Consider the following 19,049-nt stretch of genomic DNA (forward strand, 5'->3'; position numbering starts at 1 on the left):
TAATGATCATTTTTTGATTACAAGGAGAGGAAATGGAAAGCCCAGTTGTCACACTGCAGCAGGCCAGTAAGAGCTTTATTGATGGCAAAGAGAGCCATCAAGTACTGGACAATCTCGACTTCAATCTAGGGACTGGTGTCAGCGTTGCTTTGACTGGAGCAAGTGGCAGTGGGAAGAGTACTCTACTCAATTTAATTGCGGGCTTTGAACCACTTTCAAAAGGCGAGTTGTGGCTCGATGGTGAAAATACATCAGCGTGGAAAGACCAACATTGGAGCCGTTTCCGCCACCAAAAGCTCGGCGTTATCTTTCAGCAGTTCAACCTGCTCACCCCACTCAACGTAAAACAAAACATCGCCTTTCCATTGCATTTAAACCAACAGAAATGGGGAGCTTGGTGTGATTACTTAGTCGAAGCATTAGGTATCAGTGAACTACTTAATAGACACGTATCAGCCCTATCTGGTGGACAACAACAGCGTGTCGCTATCGCTCGAGCGTTGGCTCATAAACCTAAACTTTTGCTTGCAGATGAGCCCACAGGAAATCTAGATCATAAAGCGGGGTTGGAGGTGATGAGATTACTAAGTGAAATCACTACACAAGGCAACACCGCTGTATTATTGGTAACGCACAGCCCTGAATGCGCTGATTTCATGCAGAGACAGCTGGTCTTAGACAATGGAAAACTCAAGCATATGAGCCAAAATCAAGCCAGTGAGATGACTCATGCTAAAGGCTAATTCTACTAGCTTACTAGCTCGCTTAGCGATCACACATACCAAACTGACGCTAAACCTATTCGCCGCGCACTATCGTCAGTCACCATTGCAAGCTGCGGCAATCTTGATTGGTATTGTGTTGGCAGTCACCTTATTTGTCGCGGTACAAGCCATCAACTTGAATGCCAAACGTAGCTATGCAGAATCCACCGAACAACTGAGCGCTCAGGCTCAAAATCTAATCATTCCACCAGCAGGACAAAACTACCTACCTGAATCGCTCTACTTTAAGCTAAGACAAAACGGACTCAGCGCGATACTACCTGTGATTGAGGGGCGTGTGAGAGACGATCAGGGACGTCGTTGGTCAATCCAAGGCAGTGAGCTCATCGCCGCTCTTACCTCAAGAGCTCGCTACTCCAAAGATAACGAACAAAGCATATCTCTTTTTGATAATGCACTTCCCCTACCTCAGTTCTTGGCAGGCAAGCCCATAGTAATGATGAGCCAGTCGCAACATCAAAGCTTAGACGAAGTGGAAACACTGACTCTCGATGACATCGTTACCCAAGTGGTTGTGCTGCCTGATGAGTGGCAACTGGGGAGTCGAATGCTGATGGACATTGGATTCGCTCAACAACTGCTCAACAAACAAGGTCAACTGAGCTATATCGCCGTTTTTAATGTCGAGAACCAACCACAAGATAACTGGCAGAGTCTCATCTCAGAACAAGGGCAATGGATCACTAACAACCAAAGTACCGATCTCGGCTCAATTACCGACAGCTTTCACCTCAACTTGACGGCCATGAGCTTGCTCGCGTTCTTGGTTGGTTTGTTCATCGCTTATAACGGCGTGAAATACAGTTTACTGAAACGTAATCGACTACTGGTTCAAATTCAGCAAGCCGGTGTAGCACCAAGCATGGTCTTTTCTGCTTTGCTCATTGAACTGACCGTTCTGGTCACCCTAGGAGCTTCACTCGGTTTCATTTTGGGTATTCAATTAAGCCACTGGCTCCACCCCACCGTGGCAATAACGCTGGAACAACTATACGGAGCAACACTTCTGCCCGGCACATGGCAGTGGTCATGGTTAGTTCAGGCCTTATTGCTCACCTTAGCCGCCACACTTGTTGCCTGCTGGCAGCACTTTAAACAACGCATTCAACAACCGCTATCTTCTCATGGTGGCTTTTATCAAGCGCCAGAGACTTCAAACGAAAACCAACTGTTTATCATCGGAATAACACTCACGGGTATCGCATTAGCTGGCTTGTGGCTTAGCGAACACCACCGTTTCACTATGGCGTGGCTTGGCGTGTTAGTAGTATCTATTCCTTTGTATCTGCCTAAAACGCTCAGCGTACTAGCAAATTGGAGTGAACAGCGCACTCAGTCTGGGTTGATGCTGTACCTATTTGCTGAATTGCGAGAGCTCATCTCTCCTCTCTCACTTGCCATGATGGCGCTGCTTCTTGCTGTAACGGCTAATATGGGAATGAATACCTTAGTAGGCAGCTTTGAATCCACTCTAAAGCAATGGTTAGAACAACGGCTGCATGCCGACATTTACGTTAGCCCTGCTCAAGGTGAAATCGCCAATGTAGAGCGTGCGTTAGAACAGTTTGAGAACGTTGAAACCGTTTATAAGCAATACTATGTCGACGATAGCTTACAAGGTTTGCCCACGTTACTCGGCACCAAAGACAAAGATACATTAGCGCAAACCATGGTGTTCCAATCACAGCTTGATAACTTTTGGCAACGCTTCTATCAGGGTGAACTGGTAGCGATCAGCGAACCCACGGCGGTGAAGCTTGGTTTGTCTTTGAATAGCGAACTTAAGCTCGACTCTATTCCAAACAAGTCACTAGTCGTCGGGGCGATTTTCCACGACTACGGCTCACCCAATGGCGAGGTATTGCTTGCTCCGAGTTTATGGCGTGAAAGCGGCTTTACTAACTTGCCGACTAGCCTAGGGGTTAAAGTCTCTGGGGACCAAAAACGAGTCTATGAACAATTACGTCAGCAATTGAACTTGCACCCAAGTCAGCTCTACGATCAAGCGCAGATCAAATCTCTCGCTTTAGACATCTTTTCACAAACCTTCGCCATAACACGCGCACTAAATGGCGTCACCTTGATGGTTGCTGTCATTGGCTTATTCTGTGCGTGTTTCATGCTGCTCGATGCTCGTAAGGCCGCTATCGCAAGGTTGTATGCGCTTGGCGTAAGCCGTAAAAAGTTGATGGCGATGGTAATCGGGCAAATCGTTGTGCTTGTGACCTTTACTTTGGTTATCGCCATCCCACTAGGAGCTATGGTTGGCTACGTACTAACAGACATCGTCACCCTTCGCGCCTTCGGTTGGAGCTTAAATTATCAGTGGAATTGGAGTGATGCGCTCAGTATTTCCTTCATCACAATTATTGTGGCTGTAATTGCAACACTCATTCCTCTATGGCGATTGGTCAGTAAGCCTGTGGTATCCAGTTTGCAAAGTGAGGTGTTGTAATGAACATTGGCTTGAAGAGTAAGTTAATCAGACTATCTGCTATCTCACTGGGTCTGCTATCTCTATGGGGTTGTGACAAAGTCGATCCGAATTCCTCTCAAAACATGGGATCAATACTCGGCGGGAACAGCGAACAGCAGAGTGATCAATTCAGTCCCGTCATTAAAGGCGTTGAACTCACCTTCCCCGAAGACCATCAAGCGCACCCGAGTTTCCGTCATGAGTGGTGGTACCTAACAGCCAACCTTATCGATGAGGACGGCAACACACTAGGCGTACAATGGACACAGTTCCGCTTTGCCGCAGCTCCAGAAAACAGCGCCGAACAAAACAAGTCAACCGCATGGCAAAGCCAACAGATCTACATGGCGCACAGTGCCGTCACCACCGAAGACAAACACTACGCCGATGAAAAATGGTCACGCGATCACGCAGAATTGGCAGGGGTCAACACATCACCATTTCGCGTCTATCTTGATGATTGGCAGTGGACATCTTCTACTGATGACTTATTCCCAGCCACATTAAATGCTAACTCAGAACAGTTTGGCTACTCGTTAACACTGACTAGCAACGCTCCCTATCAAAAACAAGGAGAGCAAGGCTACAGCACCAAAAGCAGTGACGGAAAAGTCGCCTCCTACTACTACAGCCAACCATTCATCGATGTATCAGGCGACGTGACGATTGATGGTGTGACACATCCGGTTTCAGGCAAAGGTTGGATAGACAGAGAATGGAGCTCGCAGTTCTTACTCGACTCTCAACAAGGCTGGGATTGGTTTGCACTTAGGCTCAGTGATGAAACCAGCCTAGTCGTGTTCCAACTGCGAAACTCAGCAACAGGCGAAGCCAGTTATGCTCACGCAAGATTGATGCAGCAAAATGGTTCTGGTACTGCCATTTCGCAGCAAGACATTACTCTCACTGCAACCAAACAAACAGTAATTGATGGGCGCGATTATCCAACAGAGTGGCTGGTTTCAATTCCAAGCCAGCAAATAGAACTGACAGTCTCGGCACTCAACCCAAACGCAAAAATGCCACTATCGGTTCCCTATTGGGAGGGTCCAATCTCAATTAAAGGAACACACTCAGGTACAGGGTATATGGAGTTGACTGGGTATTAGGTATGTCTGAGCAATGACAATAAAAAGACATGAATTAACCAGCCACCTATTCAAATCGAACGCTCTTGTCACAGCGTAAAGTCATATTCGCTACAACATCAAATAATTAAGTACAACCAAGTCAATAAGTTAAATGCACACCTAACAACGCAACCACTCAATAGTGAGATTCCGTTTTGTGAAGCGATCATGCATCGACGTCTGTTTAATAAATACTAACAAGTATAAGTTTTATATATATTACCAAGAGTAAAAACAACAAAAGCTAATAGCTTAATATTTGGCTACGCGGTTCATTCTTTACAGGCAACACCATCACGATTTTCAGGGTCATCATCCAAATTAATTGACCCTGTATGTTAGAGAGTATCCGTCCAAGGAGGTCACAGCGCGCTAAAACATAGCTAGGTGGACCTGACATCATCAAGCAACTCAAATATCCAATTCATATAAAGGGAAAAAGTGAAAAACAATAGTGACAGTGTAATTACAGCTCATAAGCTAGCAAGCCCAGGGCGTCGTTATGTAGGGGAGCTCATCGATACTTTCATTAGTGCTATCATATTCATGCTCTTTCTTTCGTTAGGTAATTCAATCGGCTTATCTCAAGATATAACAGGTTGGTCAGCGAGCTTGATAGCAGCTTCGTACTTCCTACTTTCTGATGGTTTGCCGAGAGGTCAAAGTCTTGGCAAGAAACTACTGGGAATTTCGGTTATAGATTCGGTTACAGGAGAAAGTTGTAGTTTAACACAATCACTCTTTCGTAATTTGCTATCACCATTGCTTGGCATTATCGACGCATTTTTTATTCTTGGTAAAAAGAGGCAGAGAATAGGTGACAAGTTGGCGAAAACGGCCGTCATCATTAACTAGCTACAAACAGTGGCAGCTTGAGAGGATACTATGGAACAAGAAGAACAGGAGTTATATCACGCTGCCGTTGACCTGATTAAAAAACGGTATCCGCGAGGCCGGGGCGGGGCTGCGGCTGTAAGAACGGAAACAGGCAAAGTTTTAACTAGTATTGCTCCCGATACGAAAAATGATGCACTTTCTCTTTGTATGGAGGTCGGCGCCTTTCTGGAAGCGCATAAATTGAACGAAAAAGTCACGCACTCTCTGTGTATCTGTCGAGAAGACGAGAGTACTGAGTTTTTGGTGCTATCTCCTTGTGGAGTCTGCCAAGAAAGACTGGTTCATTGGGGAGGCGACGTTAAAGCAGCTATCTCAACAAAAGAGAATAAGCTGGTGTTCAAAACTATCCGTGAATTAATGCCACACCACTGGTCGTTAGTAAATGGAACCACTCTATAACAAAACGCTTATTACCAAGCCTCGAAGCCCCTAAGCACTCTATACAATGCTTCTAGGGATGGTACGTAACATGATAACTGGTAATTTGAAATCTACGCTAGGGAGCTCTATTGGACATTTTAATTCAGCAAGAAATCGATCTTCATCAATATGAAGTTCGACAAAACAACAATGATATTAAGCGTTTAATACATCCCGATTTTTCTGAAGTCGGTCGCAGTGGCGATAGCTATGACTTTATGTCTATCGTCAAAATGATGAGAGCAGAGGAACCTTCCACCTCAAAAATTCACTCACAAAACTACGAATGCCTTTTACTAAGCCCTTCGGTACACTTACTAAAATATCAGACTGCTTTGGTAAGTGAACTTGGTGATATGAGTAACTATGCCAAACGTTGCTCTATATGGGTTTTGACTGAGGCTGGTTGGCAGCTTAAATATCACCAAGGCATACCATGTTTACCTTTCGAGCTAACCTACAGTTAAGACATCGCATCTGCCCCTTGAATCTCGATTTTATTTAAGTACATAGTAAGGAGATACATGATTAAACTTAGAGAAATGCGCCATGAAGAGTACCCCGCTTACTGCGACTATTTTATTGACGATTACAGCAGTGAAATAGCGAAAAACTATGGCCACTCTATGGAGCGATCCGTTGAGCTAGCTAAAAAAGATCTACATCGTTGCTTCCCGAATGGCCTTGAAGGAAACGAGCATTCGCTTCTTTGTATTGAAGCTCAGTTAAATGGACAAGCATGTCTCGTCGGCTACCTTTGGCACTCCATTAATACAGAAGATAAATCTACCTTCATCTACGACTTCTACGTATCTAATTTGTACCGAGGTGCTGGCTATGGAAAGCAAGCTCTGAGCCTATTAGAGCAGCAGCTTAAGGAGCATGGTATTGAACAAATAAAGTTGAGAGTTGCATACCATAATGAAAGAGCACTGAAGCTCTACCAAGCAGTGGGCTTCTCTATTACTGGTTTTAATATGTCTAAGAAAATAGGAGCTGTTGAAGCCTAAACCCACACAACCGAGTAATAGAACAGCTAAACATAATATTTGAGTGAGGATGAATTTAATCCACTCATCTCTATGGACTAAGTTCTGTACTTACCTGTTGTCTCAATAAGTATCGAAGGAAACCTGTGAGCGAAGATATTTACAGCAAGATGTGGCAACGCTTTAAAGTTGCATCTGAAACCGACCAATATGAACTAGATTCACATCTATTAGATCTCCCCAACGACACTCGAAGAGGGATCACTGCTCTAGCCTATCTAAAACAAGGCAACAATGCTCTTCTCGATGAAATAATGAGATTTCAAGAAGCTGTACACATACTCGAACCCGACCAATATTATCATCCTAGGGAAGAGTTGCATTTAACCATTCTTTCCATCATTTCATGCGTTGCTAACTTTGAAATTACCCAGGTTAATGCTCAATCCTACATTGAGGTTTTTAATAAAGTTGTAGGTTCAATTGCACCCATTGAGATTGAATATAAAGGTATAAGTGCTTCTGAAAACTGTATCATCCTCCAAGGCTTTACTGTAGGTAATGGACTTGAACAGTTCCGAAACAAGTTACGTGAAGCGTTAGTAGAAGAAGGGCTACGAGTCACTTTCGATAGTCGATACAAACAGGTCACTGCTCACAGCTCTTTGATTCGCTTTAAATCACCAATCAATAATGCTCAGCGACTTTTTAACCTCTGTGAGCAATATCGAAATCATACGTTTGGTCGGATTACTCTTAATGACTTCGAACTGGTTTTCAATAACTGGTACCAACACTTGGATATCACTCAATCGTTATCTAGAACCTGCATATCACTCAACACAAACACAAAGAGCTTAGCTGAAGCTTAACGACGTTGCTTATCGATACACTAAGTGTTCTCTACTGCAAATAGCACTCACTAATAAAGTGTTCGCAAGATAAAAAGCCATCACTAGGATGGCTTCACTGCATTGACTTCAGTTTATGTATCAACCATTACAGCGGCTGTCATATATGTCATTTACCCAGCTTGGGTTATCAATGAACGGGTTACGGTTGCCTTGCCATTTAACAGCTTTTTCATGGCGATTACGTTCCCAATCATCGACAGGGTCGGCGTTATGCCATTGCAGTAATGTACACAGCTTTCCAACCTTAGGTTGCCCTGAAGAACTCGACGTGTCATCAACTAAGTACAAGTCCGGCATTTTCGCGTTATTTCCTTCATAGCGCACCGCCATGTAAAAAAGCGAACGAGCGGTATCCCCTTTCACCGCATCGCGAGGTTCAAAGCTGTCGTAATCCGTCTTGTTAAGCGGTGATTTTTTCAATGGCGCTCCACCAAAATCGAAGTCTTTGTTCGAGCGAATTGAGTTAATCTCTGCGTCGGTTGGTTGTAGGTGATGAATGTCAGTGTAACCCCACTGATCTTTGCGCTTGAAACCAAAAGATTTTGGCCAAAGGTGTTCACGGTTCCAAGCATTCTTGTCGTTGTTGCCTGATGACGTAAAGTCTTTGGATTGTGAACGACCGCTATAATACAAAATCACATTGTTCGGGTTATTCGGATCTTCGTTGGTGTCTTTCAATGCAGACCACACCTGAGTGTAAGTGAGTTGCTTTTGCCCGCGAGCAGCAATCACACCGAGCATATCTTTTAAGGCATCCCCACTTAGTCCCTCTGCTTCAAGGTAGTAACCATCAGGGTAGCTAGTATTAGCAAGCGCAACTGGACTAAGAGCCGTCGAAATCAGCAAGAGGCTTAGATTTAAACGCATTTTCATTGTTTTTATTATCCTTGTTATTGTTGTTATTCACCCACCATTGATGAGTGCCCCCATACTCTACAAAACACAATTTATATGCAATCTGTTTGTTTATAAATCTTACTTGAGCTACAGCCATAATATTTAAGCCGTAAGGTATAGCTGTATACAAACTTGCAATGATCCATGCTGGGTAGGAGGTATATAGGGTTGGTATGCTTACTCCCGAACGCGAATAAGCCGCTTTATATTAGTGATACAGGGCGAAAGTAAATCACTTGCGCCCTGCTATCTTCGGTTAAGTTAAGTTCGAGACAGATCTAGCCACATCTTCCGCGCCTTTTTGTATCTCTTCGATCACAACAGATACGCTTTCTAGCCTATCGTTTGTTTCGATAGACGATTGACTGATAACTTCCATAGATTGAGTAATATCGTTGGTTAGAGATAAGTTCTCTGCAACTACTCGACTGATTTCCTCTGTTGAGTCTGATGTTCTCGAAGCTAAAACCCTGACCTCATCAGCAACCACGGCAAAACCACGGCCGTAATCTCCAGCCCTAGCCGCCTCAATCGCTGCATTAAGCGCCAATAAATTCGTTTGATCAGCAATATTGCCAATGACCTGCACAATGTTTTCGATGCTGCCCGATAATTCAGTCAGTCGACGAATCAACTTTTCAGACTTCTCGATATCTTCAACCACATTTTTAGACAGCTCACGGGTCAGTGCGAGAGAAGATTGCCCATCGCTTGCCACTTGTGCTGTCTCTACCGCGGTGCTGTAAGCAATAGACGTCGCATCCGAGGCCGCCTCTTCTTGCAGCACTTCATTGGTAATATCGGAAGCAAACTTAACGACTTTATAGACGTCTCCTCGCTCGTTCTTTATTGGACTGTAAGAGGCTTGAATCCAAACTTTCCCACCATGTCGATCTTTTCTTAAGAAGCGCCCAGTAAATGCTCGACCCGATTGCAGCTCTTTCCAAAAGTTAGGGTTCTCTTTGTAAAATTCGTCAAAACAGAACATCCGATGATTCTGCGAAATAACCTGTTCTTTTGAGTAACCCAAGGTTTTCAGGAAGTTGTCATTTGCATCTAAAATATTGCCATCAGGCGTAAACGAAATAGTCGCAAAGGTTTGGTTGAGTGCGTCTAATAGCTCGCTGTCTAGAGTCTGCTTTACATGAGACTCGGTAACATCAGCGGCAACTTTAACGACCTTTTGCACTTCCCCATTTGAAATGATTGGGCAATAAGTCGCATCGATATGAACTTGTCGCTTTCCCTTCGCGTAACGAGGAAAAACAGCGCTTTTCTTTGAACCTGCAGCAAGGTCTCGCCAAAACTGCGTATAGTGAGAAGTATTCACTATCTCGTCAGAGCAAAATAGTGAGTGATGTTTACCTTTTATTTCATCCAGTGAATAGCCCATCAGTGATAAGAATGGCTCACTCGCGTCTAACACATGCCCGCGAGTATCAAACGACACCATTGCTAAAGAACGATTCAATGAATCAACAATATCCATATTGTGATCAGGTTGATCTATGCTTTTTTCCTTCTTTTTAAAAAAAATGATACTGTCCACCTTCAAAAATAATAACTGGTTTTATGTTTTATACCCTTAATAAATAAGGACTAAATTCCTATCCTGCCAATTTAGTTAACGACAGAAAGCTCTACGATTGGCAATTTGCTAGTAGGATGCGTATTGAGTTCGACTTTATGAAAGCCAAACAGTTGGACAATATGAATAAAGTTGTCCACGTTAATATTGGATAAACTGATCGTTAATGGCTTAATTTGCTGCTGCTCATCTGAGAAGCATTGCTCTAGATGTGCCTGAGAGACATATAAAGAACTAGGAAGATATTCAGACACACCTTCATTAAGGTCTGCCGTTATCCCATGATCTTCTCGCAAGTATTCAAGTAGATAGTGAAGCTTATGCATGTCATTCAACCTATCCCTGTAGCTTTGGGATAGCTCTCTAAGCTCACATAAACGCTCTTCAAGTAAGGCTGTACCATACTTTCCAGCCTGTATGATCGACTTTATCTCTTTCTTAATTGTTTTATATTGGATCTTATCTATTTTTGGCTTAAACCATCGCACCAATATCTGGTTTCGGACATCTCTAGAAACATGATTTCTTGAGTTGGCAACCGAAATCCAAAGGTGCAATAAAGCGTTGTCTATCGTGGTTGAGAGTAAACGCTCGTATTTGTAACTCGACATTGTCACTCTTTATTTTCGAACTGCTACGTTTTGTAAAATCAACGAGGTTAATTACCTTGCCTATCTGTATAAAACCGCCCAGACAGTGAATAACAATCCGGCTGATAATTAATATATAGATACGGCATTAAGCCTCTACTGCATGGGTTTACTTATTAACGAATACTTCGTTTTCATAAGAATATTGTCGTGCACATATCTTTGATGTGACAGCACATTTATTAAACAAATCTAAGTTTATGATCAAAGATTCGTCGGTAGCGCCACATAAATAGCAGAGCGTAGTGAGAAGGGCATATGATGTACTTTATGAACAAGCACTATTGCAGCAGCTAACGCAAACAACACATTTGCGCTAGCTGACAAGCTTAGTGATGGCTCATTGCATAAGGTTAATTGAAAGCTACTGCGTCAAGTCAGCTTTAATCTGGTCAACTTGATTCGCCAGAGAAGTATCTTGGAAATATTCACTATGTGTTTTTCCTAAGTACAGCTTCTTGTTTTTAACGCGTTGCTCCAACTTATCTTTGATAACGGTGCCTTGTACCAACTTGTTGTTTAACTCGTTGGCGATAGCTGAGCTGCCTAATACTTTGTTTCCTTTCGTATCATAATAACGAACTTTGCCAATATTCTTATCAAATGGGTCGCAATACGCAGCACCTAAGTCACCGTCATCTATAATGCGATTATATTGAGCTTCGCTGATTGGCTTCTCTTGATTTGAGACGAGTTGACTTCCTCGAACACACCAGTTAATTCGGGTGCCTACATCCGGGAAATATGCAGAAATTAAGTTAACGGCATAATATGTATCAGGGTCTGACGATTTTGACTTAAAATACCTATCAATCACTTTGCCACCCACAACTTGGTACTCAACCTCGCCATTGTCATAAGACTCTAAAAAGTAGCTATTTCTAAACATCTTGCTGAAGCTGACGTTATCAACAGAACGCCCGCTATCAGATTTAAAACTTTTCAGTTGTTGTTTATGCTGAATACTGCCCTTTGTAATGTTGGTCACTAGGCCAATCACTGTGTTTTTCGCAGAGTCACTTTGCCAAGCCGTGTAGTTACTTATGTTTTGTTGGGGTGTGTTTGTAGCAGCGTCGGCGTCAACACTGTACTTATAACGAAGCTCAGTAATGTCGTCGCCAACTTTGCTTTCTTTAGCATATGATTTGTAACGGCGAGCTTCGCAATCTTGGAAGTTTGCGTCATAGTAAAAATAGCTGATCCAATCTTTTGCTTCGATCGCTTGCTTGGTGTTAACGAAATTTTCGACTCTACCGTCTGCACCATAAACACCATAGAAGTCTTTTAGATCTTTTTGTTCCTTAGCTGTTAGCCCCTTGTTGAACTCATCTTTCCAACCAATACTGTAAATGTTAAACAGGTTCAGAGTCTTTTCGCACTCTTTGATATCAGTGCTACCGATAGTGTTAGCCGAGTACATGGCAGGGCTGCAAGAAAATTTCTTTGCTACATCATCTTTTGGATCAGCCACGCTACCTTTTGCCGGAGTGACCGACATTTGAGGCACTACAGTTTGTTTCTTTTGAGCCGGGGGGGTCGAACCGCCACCACCGCCTCCGCATGCAGTCAGTGTGGCAACTAGCGCTGATATGATTGAGATTTGGAACTTCAAGATTTTCCTCTGTAATTAGGGCAAGTGGTAATAAAAATCATCACTTAATTACGTTAAAAAAACTAAATGCTTATATAACCAAATCCAAACCTTTGAATAATTCGACGTGTACGCATTCTATCAAGGCGCATTTTTTACTATTAATAACAAAACGTTAAATCTAAAAAGTAACTGAGAGTGATTAGAAGGAATCAAGTCCAAAGAAACCAATCACAACAATCGATTCTTATACTGCTCTGGTGTTTGTCCTGAGTACTTCTTGAACATACTGATGAAAGGACTGGCTTGGTTGTAGCCTAATGTAAGCGCAACTTCTTTAACCGACTGCCCATTTCTTAGCAGATCCATTGAGTATAAATAACGAACGCGCAGTCGCCATTCAGTAAAACTCATGCCCAGTTCGCTTTGGCAGTGACGCGACAAAGTGCGCTCGGTAGCATGTACTTTCTCCGCCCAATCTTTCAACGAAATCTCATCCGTTGGATTCTCTTCTATCGCCGCCAAAATAGGCGCAAGGTACTTGTTGTCAGTAGACGGTAGGAAGTGGTGTTCAACTTGGCGCTCTGCGAGTTGATCCAATAAGACCTGGACTAACCTCTTGTCTGGTTCGGCTTGTGCGACGTTGATATCACGTTGACGAAAGTCATCAATGATCGAAGAGACTATCGGCGTGATCTTAATGAGGCTGGTCTTTTCTGGTAGGTGCTGAGTTAACTCTGGTGCGATATTCAGTGAACAGTAGTCCAAAGGTTTACGGTTATAGCTGCAATGCCTGACCCCTGCAGGTACCCAAATCGCAAGGTGTGGTGGTGCTAGGAAGCGCGTATCCTCTGCTTCCATTTCAAGAATCCCACCACTGATCAGTTGAACTTGCCCCCAGGGGTGACTGTGGACACGAGTTTCGGTATTCGATAAGAACGCTTCGAAATTCATAAATACGTTGGATGGTGCCTTATCAATTGATAAGGATGGGTGCAGGTTTCTTGAGTGTTTTTTCAATCTTGTCTTCCTATCGCGCCTGATGTCTTTTTAAAGATATCTGTAAGTATAACGACCTGTCAAACTAGCCGCATCAACTCATTTTGCGATGGAATTCACATGCATTATCTTTTACCTTTTTTCACAGTCTGTATCTGGGGTGCCAATGCGATAGTCAACAAGCTCGCTGCAAGCACCATCGAACCAAGCGCGATGAGTTTTTACCGTTGGTTTATTGCGATGTTAATTCTGACTCCTTTCTGCATTCGCTCGGTTATCAAACAGTGGCCAATCATCAAACCAAACTTATCCAAGCTGGCTTTCCTTGGCTTTCTAGGCATGGTGTTGAACCAATCTTTAGGTTACTACGCAGGCTTAACCACTTCCGCTTCGAACATGGCTTTGATTACATCATTAGTGCCATTGATCAGCGTATTCCTTAGCGTTCCACTGCTTAACAAGTCGATTTCAAGTTTGAGTATTGTAGGCGGTGTGTTGTCTCTATCAGGCTTAGCATTAATGCTTGGTAAAGGCGATCCCCTATTCTTCATCCATCAGGAGTTAACGCAAGGCGATGGCTACATGTTAATCGCAGCTTGTGTGTACGCTTCTTACTGCGTGTTGCTAAAACGTTGGAAAATGCCGATCAGCAACTGGGTAGTCATCTACATGCAAGGGATATTCGCGGTCGCGATGTTGGCACCACTTTGGTTAACGAGCGAACAACTCGTCCCTTCACAACAAGCCATTCCTTTGATTGCTTACGCAGCTGTAGCGGCTTCCATTTTGGCACCTTGGATGTGGGTTAAAGCAATTGACACGATTGGCGCTGATTCAAGTGCGATGTTCATGAACCTAATGCCTGTCGTCGCGATTGTATTAGCATCGACATGGTTAGGCGAAGAGATTAACCAGTTCCATATCATTGGCGGTATCATGGTCGTTTCTGGTGTTATCCTTGCTCAAGTAAAAAGAAAACCAAGACTGGAAGCGCCACTACCTCAACAAAGTTAGGCAAAATTCCCATGCTTTAAGCTTCCTACACACAAACAAGTTTCACTTAAGAATGCCTGCGTTACTCCGCAGGCATTTTCGTTTTTTCACACCGCTTTCAAATTCCATTAATGCACACTTACTGTATTGCAACCTTTGCCCGAGTCATGTTTAATGCATTGAGTACTGTTTAAGTTGTAAAAGGAATTACAATGACTCAACCAAAGCTACCTCTGCTTATCTCATCGCTTATCGCACTCTCTTCCACTTCAGCTATTGCTGCTTCTGTGCCCTCTGGTACTTTACTCGCCAAAGAACAGCATTTTGTTCGTGGTAATGGTGCAGAGCCAAATACGCTAGACCCTAGCTTCGTCAACTCTGGCATGCCAGGAGACATTATCGTCAACGATATGTTCGAAGGCTTTGTTATCGAGAACAGCGATGGACAAATAATTCCAGGACAAGCTGAAAGTTGGACATTCAGCAACGGGGGCAAAACGGTCACATTCGTTTTAAAAGACGACCTTAAATGGTCAAATGGTGATCCTGTGACCGCAGCAGACTTTGTGTTTGGTTGGCAACGTGCCGTGTCTCCTAAAACGGGCAATAACACCGGTTTTGTTTTCTCGACGGCAAATATCGTCAACGCCAGTGAAATTCTAGCTGGAGACAAAGATCCCTCAGAGCTAGGGATTAAAGCACTCGACGATCGTACGGTAGAAATATCCTTATCGAAACCTACTCCCTACTTCATGAGTTTAATGAGTATTAAAACCTTCTTCCCTCTGCCAACTAAATTAGTAGAAGAGAAAGGAGAGCAATGGACTCGTGCAGAAAACATTGCGACCAATGGTGCTTACACTCTCAGTAAATGGGTTCCCAATGAATACGTCGAAGTGACGAGAAATCCAAACTATTGGGATAACGATTCAACGGTTATTAATAAGGTAACCTACCTAGGTTTATCATCTCAAAACGCCGAGCTTATTCGTTATCAGTCCGGTGAGATTGATATGACCAATCGCGTGCAGCTTGAGTACTACCAAAAACTTGTCAAAGAGAGCCCAGAGCAAATTAAAGCGCAAGCTTTGCTAGGTTCTTACGTCTACTCGTTCAATACGCGTCAGGCACCATTTGATGATGCCAGAGTACGTCAAGCACTAAGCATGGCCGTCGACCGTGAGATACTAGTAGATAAGGTAACAGGGCAAGGTGAACCCGAAGCCTACAGCGTGACACCGAATAATATTCCTAACTACACGGCGCCGAAATCAGTATTTGAAGCATTAAATAGTGTCGAACGCAAAGCCAAAGCGAAACAGCTACTTGAAGACGCTGGATACAACGAAGCAAACCCTCTGAAATTCACACTCACCTATAACACCAGCGAGAACCACAAAAAAATTGCCATCGCAATTGCCTCGATGTGGAAGCCTCTCGGGGTGAACGTTGAATTACAAAACATGGAATGGAAAGCATACGTCGCAGCAAAAGGAACCGGAGACTATCAACTTGCTCGTTCATGGGCATTTGGCGATTACCCAGAACCTTCTGCTCTTCTAGAAGCATTCACTTGCGATCACACTGCAAACGAAAGCGGTTTCTGTAATCCAGAATACGATGAGCTTTTACAGCAAGCAAGCAAGACCGAAGATCAGGCTAATCGCTTTGCTTTATACCAGCATGCTGAGTCGATATTAAACGAATCTGCAGCAGTTATGCCTCTATATCACTACAATCACACTCGATTAGTGCGAAATACCCTCAAAGGCTTCCCAAACAACAATCCGAAAGGAAATATCTACGCGAAGGATCTATACTTCATACAACAGTAAAAGTGAGCTCAACAATAAAGACTTTTAACTACCACTTTGGTGGTAATGAAGATAGAATCACTTTAACGAACCAGATAAAACAACGGTTAGTTGGCTAACATTATAAAGGTACCGCGATGAGTACCTAACAGCTTAGAAACACCTAGCACTGCGCTAGGTGTTTTTTTTCAGTATCGAACTCCATGAGCCTAGTCCGCCGCCTCATAAGCCCAACAAACAACAACCTTCACCTGCTTGTCATCCGTTTGAAAAAATACTCGTAACCTTGAGATTATCCGCTTTAAATTATTTCGTCTTAAGTATATTGTTATTAGCAAGTAACACGCATGTTATGCAATAAAATAATAATGAAGGAAGACACATGAGCAGTAACAATAGCCGACAAGATGGTAAACGAGACGTTACTCTGCGTTTTTTAGCTGAACCCGGGGATGTGAACTTTGGTGGTAAGGTTCATGGTGGCGCAGCAATGAAATGGATCGATTTAGCGGCCTATGCTTGCTCTGCGGGATGGAGTGGCAAATATTGCATTACAGCCTACGCTGGTGGTATTCGATTTGTTGCCCCAATCCATGTAGGTAACTTGGTAGAAGTAAGTGCAAAAGTCATCTATACCGGTTCCTCTTCTATGCATATTGCTATCGATGTACAAGCCAGCGATCCTAAAGAATTGAATAACCGACTAACCACTCACTGTATCGTTATTATGGTTGCGGTGGATGAAAATGGTAACCCGACTAAAGTCCCAGAATGGGTTCCAGAAACACCAGAAGACATCGAACTAAGAGATTCAGCGATTCGCCTCATGAACATGCGAAAGCAGATCGGTGAAGAGATGGAAGCGCACGTGAAGTACCTGAAATAAGGTTAATCATTAGCCCCACAGTATCATTTAACAGCTATTTTTCAGCCCAAATAGTTTCAATGCCAGGCACTCGCTTGGCATTCGTTTATCTACCCCTACCTTCCTATCAATAAGCCCCAAAAGCACTCTGTTACGCTCATAGAGCGTGATTCTCTGCCAACACTTAGAATGAATTGCCCTAAGCTCAATGATTTATTTTGACTGTAATAAAGTCGTCATTTTGCTCTGGTTAAATACCGCCAATCATAATGGATGTATTAAATTTCCCGGAGCCACACTTGAGCGTCACACGCCCCACTCTTAGCGAAGCTACACTGAATAATTTGAAGGCTGTTGAGTACCAATGGGTAAGAACTTTGTACGTCGAAGGCTACGACAGTAATGAGATCAACCACTACATCCAAACCTGTTTCGGCGGTGACTCGACGTTTGCGGACCTGTTTCGTCGCGTGGCCTTAGATCAAGAAAGTATCTATGTATTACTGCAACACCTTGGTTGTGCACCTTCGAGTAAAGAGTTCTAGTTTAATTATTGCTTCCTCCACTTCCGATAACACACCCTAAAATCTATACATAAAAGCACACCTATAAACCGAACAAATGGCCAGTAGAGAGTTTGCACCGGCGCCTCGTTTCCATATACATTTTCCGTGCAATTGCAGAGGTTGTTGCATACAAATCATTGAAGTATCACGCAATGGAATATTAGCAATATATCAATAGGCTAATAGCCCCTTATACTGAATGTCTGATTTGTGAGACTAGTTCATTTCTATAAGCAAACGAGATGAAGTAGTTGGTATTTAGGAGAGAAGTGACTCGAAACTTTGAATACTTAAGCCGTTGTAAACATAACAACCGCGCTGGATAGACAGTGAACGAGTAAAGCTGACACAAAGACAAGATTAAAGTAGCAGACATAAAAAAACCCAAGTAAGTACCTGGGTTAGAGTTACAAAAACCACTAATCATTAATAGCGTAAGGAACCTGATTAGTAGCCAGCTATGCGTAACCTGAGGGTTATTTTTATTACTGATCGGCGGCCAAACCAAATGATGTAATAAAAATGCCAATATAGAGCGACCACGAAGGTCGCTCTTTTTCTTTCTTATAGGATACAGCTTATCCTTTTACACCACCTGCCGTCAAACCGCCAACTAACCAACGTTGAGCAAGTAAGAACACGATAGTGATAGGAAGCGCTGAAAGTACAGCTGCTGCCGCAAAGTCACCCCATAAATAGTTCTGAGGGTATAGGTATTGCTGCATACCTACTGCTAGCGTGTAAGAGTTCACATCAGTTAACAGAATAGAAGCTACTGGAACCTCACCCACTGTTGCAATGAACGACAGGATAAACACAACCGCTAGAATTGGCACAGACAACGGCAGTAGAACCAGTCTGAATGCTTGCCATGGCGTTGCACCGTCCAATGCTGCAGCTTCTTCTAGAGAGTTATCAATCGTCTCAAAGTAGCCTTTAATCGTCCATACGTGCAATGCGATACCGCCTAAGTAAGAGAAGATCAAACCGCCGTGCGTATTCAAGCCTAAGAATGGTACGTATTGTCCAAGTTTGTCGAACAATGCGTAAATTGCCACAAGAGCCAATACCGCAGGGAACATTTGGAAAATCATCATCGCTTTCAGGATTGTGTTCTTACCTTTAAAGCGCATACGAGCAAACGCGTAAGCTGATGTCGTAGACAGTGCCACAATCAGAATCGATGTAATACCCGCAACTTTCACAGAGTTCCACAACCAAGTCAGTACTGGGAATGGTGGTGCAGTTACCGAACCATCAGCGTTTGTTACTGAGATACCTAGTGCAAGTTTCCAGTGCTCCAGAGATGGGTTATCTGGAATCAAGCTACCTGTTGCGAAGTTACCTTCACGGAACGAAATTGCGATGATCATCAGTAGTGGGAAGATAATCATTGCCAGGAAACACCACAACAGTGCATGTGTTGCCCACACTCGGTATTTAAGGCCTTTACCTTGTACCATAGCCATTGTCGT

Annotated in this window: 18 protein-coding genes; 12 read left to right on the top strand and 6 right to left on the bottom strand. The window is 43.3% G+C overall.

Annotated features, from left to right (window positions below):
- Positions 1 to 32: 32 nt before the first annotated feature.
- The 8 genes from OH460_RS11920 (at position 33) to OH460_RS11955 (ending at position 7,569) form a co-directional block, all read left to right on the top strand.
- A complete protein-coding gene (locus OH460_RS11920) occupies positions 33 to 743 on the top strand; it encodes an ABC transporter ATP-binding protein (RefSeq protein WP_269997336.1) in 711 nt (236 codons plus the stop codon).
- Positions 730 to 3,240, top strand: a complete 2,511-nt coding sequence (locus OH460_RS11925) for an ABC transporter permease (RefSeq protein WP_269997338.1) — start codon at positions 730 to 732, stop codon at positions 3,238 to 3,240. The genes OH460_RS11920 and OH460_RS11925 overlap by 14 nt, the downstream gene beginning before the upstream one ends.
- Positions 3,240 to 4,370 carry a lipocalin-like domain-containing protein gene (locus OH460_RS11930; protein ID WP_269997340.1) on the top strand — a complete coding sequence of 377 codons (1,131 nt, stop codon included), beginning with the start codon at positions 3,240 to 3,242 and terminating at the stop codon, positions 4,368 to 4,370. Before OH460_RS11925 ends, OH460_RS11930 begins: the two co-directional genes overlap by 1 nt.
- Positions 4,371 to 4,832: 462 nt before the next feature.
- On the top strand, positions 4,833 to 5,246 hold the full coding sequence (locus OH460_RS11935; protein WP_008215773.1) for an RDD family protein: 414 nt from the start codon (positions 4,833 to 4,835) through the stop codon (positions 5,244 to 5,246).
- 30 nt (positions 5,247 to 5,276) lie between these two features.
- Positions 5,277 to 5,687: a cytidine deaminase gene (locus tag OH460_RS11940; RefSeq protein ID WP_269997345.1), complete on the top strand. Its 411-nt coding sequence runs from the start codon at positions 5,277 to 5,279 to the stop codon at positions 5,685 to 5,687.
- 110 nt (positions 5,688 to 5,797) lie between these two features.
- Positions 5,798 to 6,175 carry a nuclear transport factor 2 family protein gene (locus OH460_RS11945; protein ID WP_269997347.1) on the top strand — a complete coding sequence of 126 codons (378 nt, stop codon included), beginning with the start codon at positions 5,798 to 5,800 and terminating at the stop codon, positions 6,173 to 6,175.
- Between the two features lie 57 nt (positions 6,176 to 6,232).
- Positions 6,233 to 6,718, top strand: coding sequence for a GNAT family N-acetyltransferase (locus OH460_RS11950; RefSeq protein WP_105058448.1), 486 nt, complete (start codon positions 6,233 to 6,235; stop codon positions 6,716 to 6,718).
- A gap of 125 nt (positions 6,719 to 6,843) precedes the next feature.
- Entirely contained in the window at positions 6,844 to 7,569 is a 726-nt protein-coding gene (locus tag OH460_RS11955) for a 2'-5' RNA ligase family protein (protein ID WP_269997350.1), read from the top strand.
- Positions 7,570 to 7,689: 120 nt separating this feature from the next.
- On the opposite strand, the gene OH460_RS11960 is transcribed toward OH460_RS11955, so the two are convergent.
- The 5 genes from OH460_RS11960 to OH460_RS11980 all read right to left on the bottom strand — a co-directional run bounded on the left by OH460_RS11960 (position 7,690) and on the right by OH460_RS11980 (position 13,357).
- The gene (locus OH460_RS11960) at positions 7,690 to 8,484 is read right to left on the bottom strand and encodes an endonuclease I family protein (protein ID WP_269997352.1); all 795 of its coding nucleotides are present in this window, start codon (positions 8,482 to 8,484) and stop codon (positions 7,690 to 7,692) included.
- 280 nt (positions 8,485 to 8,764) lie between these two features.
- Positions 8,765 to 9,997, bottom strand: coding sequence for a methyl-accepting chemotaxis protein (locus OH460_RS11965; RefSeq protein ID WP_269997354.1), 1,233 nt, complete (start codon positions 9,995 to 9,997; stop codon positions 8,765 to 8,767).
- Between the two features lie 131 nt (positions 9,998 to 10,128).
- Positions 10,129 to 10,707, bottom strand: a complete 579-nt coding sequence (locus OH460_RS11970; protein WP_269997356.1) for a DUF2913 family protein — start codon at positions 10,705 to 10,707, stop codon at positions 10,129 to 10,131.
- A gap of 403 nt (positions 10,708 to 11,110) precedes the next feature.
- On the bottom strand, positions 11,111 to 12,358 hold the full coding sequence (locus OH460_RS11975) for a hypothetical protein (protein WP_269997358.1): 1,248 nt from the start codon (positions 12,356 to 12,358) through the stop codon (positions 11,111 to 11,113).
- A 210-nt stretch (positions 12,359 to 12,568) separates the two neighbouring features.
- A complete protein-coding gene (locus tag OH460_RS11980) occupies positions 12,569 to 13,357 on the bottom strand; it encodes an AraC family transcriptional regulator (RefSeq protein ID WP_269997360.1) in 789 nt (262 codons plus the stop codon).
- Positions 13,358 to 13,456: 99 nt separating this feature from the next.
- Here OH460_RS11980 and OH460_RS11985 point away from each other — a divergent pair, with 99 nt between their 5' ends.
- The 4 genes from OH460_RS11985 (at position 13,457) to OH460_RS12000 (ending at position 17,553) form a co-directional block, all read left to right on the top strand.
- Positions 13,457 to 14,350 (top strand): DMT family transporter, encoded by an 894-nt coding sequence (locus OH460_RS11985; protein ID WP_128165016.1) that lies wholly within the window; start codon positions 13,457 to 13,459, stop codon positions 14,348 to 14,350.
- Positions 14,351 to 14,541: 191 nt separating this feature from the next.
- Positions 14,542 to 16,164, top strand: a complete 1,623-nt coding sequence (locus OH460_RS11990) for a peptide ABC transporter substrate-binding protein (RefSeq protein ID WP_269997363.1) — start codon at positions 14,542 to 14,544, stop codon at positions 16,162 to 16,164.
- 361 nt (positions 16,165 to 16,525) lie between these two features.
- Positions 16,526 to 17,029: an acyl-CoA thioesterase gene (locus tag OH460_RS11995; RefSeq protein WP_008215795.1), complete on the top strand. Its 504-nt coding sequence runs from the start codon at positions 16,526 to 16,528 to the stop codon at positions 17,027 to 17,029.
- A gap of 278 nt (positions 17,030 to 17,307) precedes the next feature.
- The gene (locus OH460_RS12000) at positions 17,308 to 17,553 is read left to right on the top strand and encodes a hypothetical protein (RefSeq protein WP_032498029.1); all 246 of its coding nucleotides are present in this window, start codon (positions 17,308 to 17,310) and stop codon (positions 17,551 to 17,553) included.
- Positions 17,554 to 18,152: 599 nt separating this feature from the next.
- On the opposite strand, the gene malG is transcribed toward OH460_RS12000, so the two are convergent.
- Positions 18,153 to 19,043, bottom strand: coding sequence for a maltose ABC transporter permease MalG (gene malG / locus OH460_RS12005; RefSeq protein WP_061032156.1), 891 nt, complete (start codon positions 19,041 to 19,043; stop codon positions 18,153 to 18,155).
- Between the last annotated feature and the right edge of the window lie 6 nt (positions 19,044 to 19,049).

The sequence above is a fragment of the Vibrio sp. Makdt genome (assembly GCF_027587015.1).
Lineage (GTDB): Bacteria > Pseudomonadota > Gammaproteobacteria > Enterobacterales > Vibrionaceae > Vibrio > Vibrio chagasii_B.